The organism is Acinetobacter sp. WA-87 (genome assembly GCF_039938935.1).
Lineage (GTDB): Bacteria > Pseudomonadota > Gammaproteobacteria > Pseudomonadales > Moraxellaceae > Acinetobacter > Acinetobacter seifertii.
In genome coordinates, this window is the sequence record NZ_JBDUVF010000014.1 from 1 (window position 1) to 710 (window position 710).

General features: G+C 40.4%; 1 pseudogene. It reads left to right on the plus strand.

Features of this window, described 5'->3' with window-relative positions:
* Positions 1 to 710 (plus strand): annotated as a pseudogene (locus ABFY81_RS18810) (fimbrial biogenesis outer membrane usher protein); the annotation flags it as partial.

A 710-nucleotide genomic window follows, 5' to 3' on the forward strand; every position in this document is an offset into this window, starting at 1 on the left:
CCTTCAGGTCCATTTGATGTTAAGCAGCTCCCGTTTATTTCAGGAAATGAAGTTACATTGGTAACAACTGATGCAACAGGTCAGCAAACCATTACTAAAAAACCTTATTACTTTTCATCGAAGATTCTGGCAAAAGGTATAAATGAGTTTTCAGTCGATGTTGGGGTTCCGCGTTATAACTACGGACTGTACTCAAATGATTATGATGATGCCACCTTTGCCTCTGGTGCAATTCGTTATGGTTATAGCAACTCACTGACCTTAAGTGGTGGTGCAGAAGCTTCCACAGATGGTCTTTCCAACGTTGGAACAGGCTTTGCCAAGAACCTGTTTGGTGTTGGGGTGATTAATGCCGACATTGCTGCAAGTCAGTATAAAGATGAAAATGGCTATTCGGCTCTGGTTGGTTTAGAAGGGCGAATTAGCAAGAATATTTCATTTAACACCAGCTACCGCAAAGTATTTGATAACTACTTTGACTTGGCACGGGTGTCGCAAATTCGATATTTGAAAGAAAATCAGCTTAATGCTGAATCACAAAACTATTTAAACTACAGCGCGCTGGCAGACGAGATTTTTAGGGCAGGGATTAACTATAACTTTTATACAGGTTATGGTGTTTATGTCGGCTATAACCAGATCAAATACAGTGATAACTCGTATAAGTTACTGTCTGCCAACTTAAGCGGAAGTTTGAACAAGAACTGGGG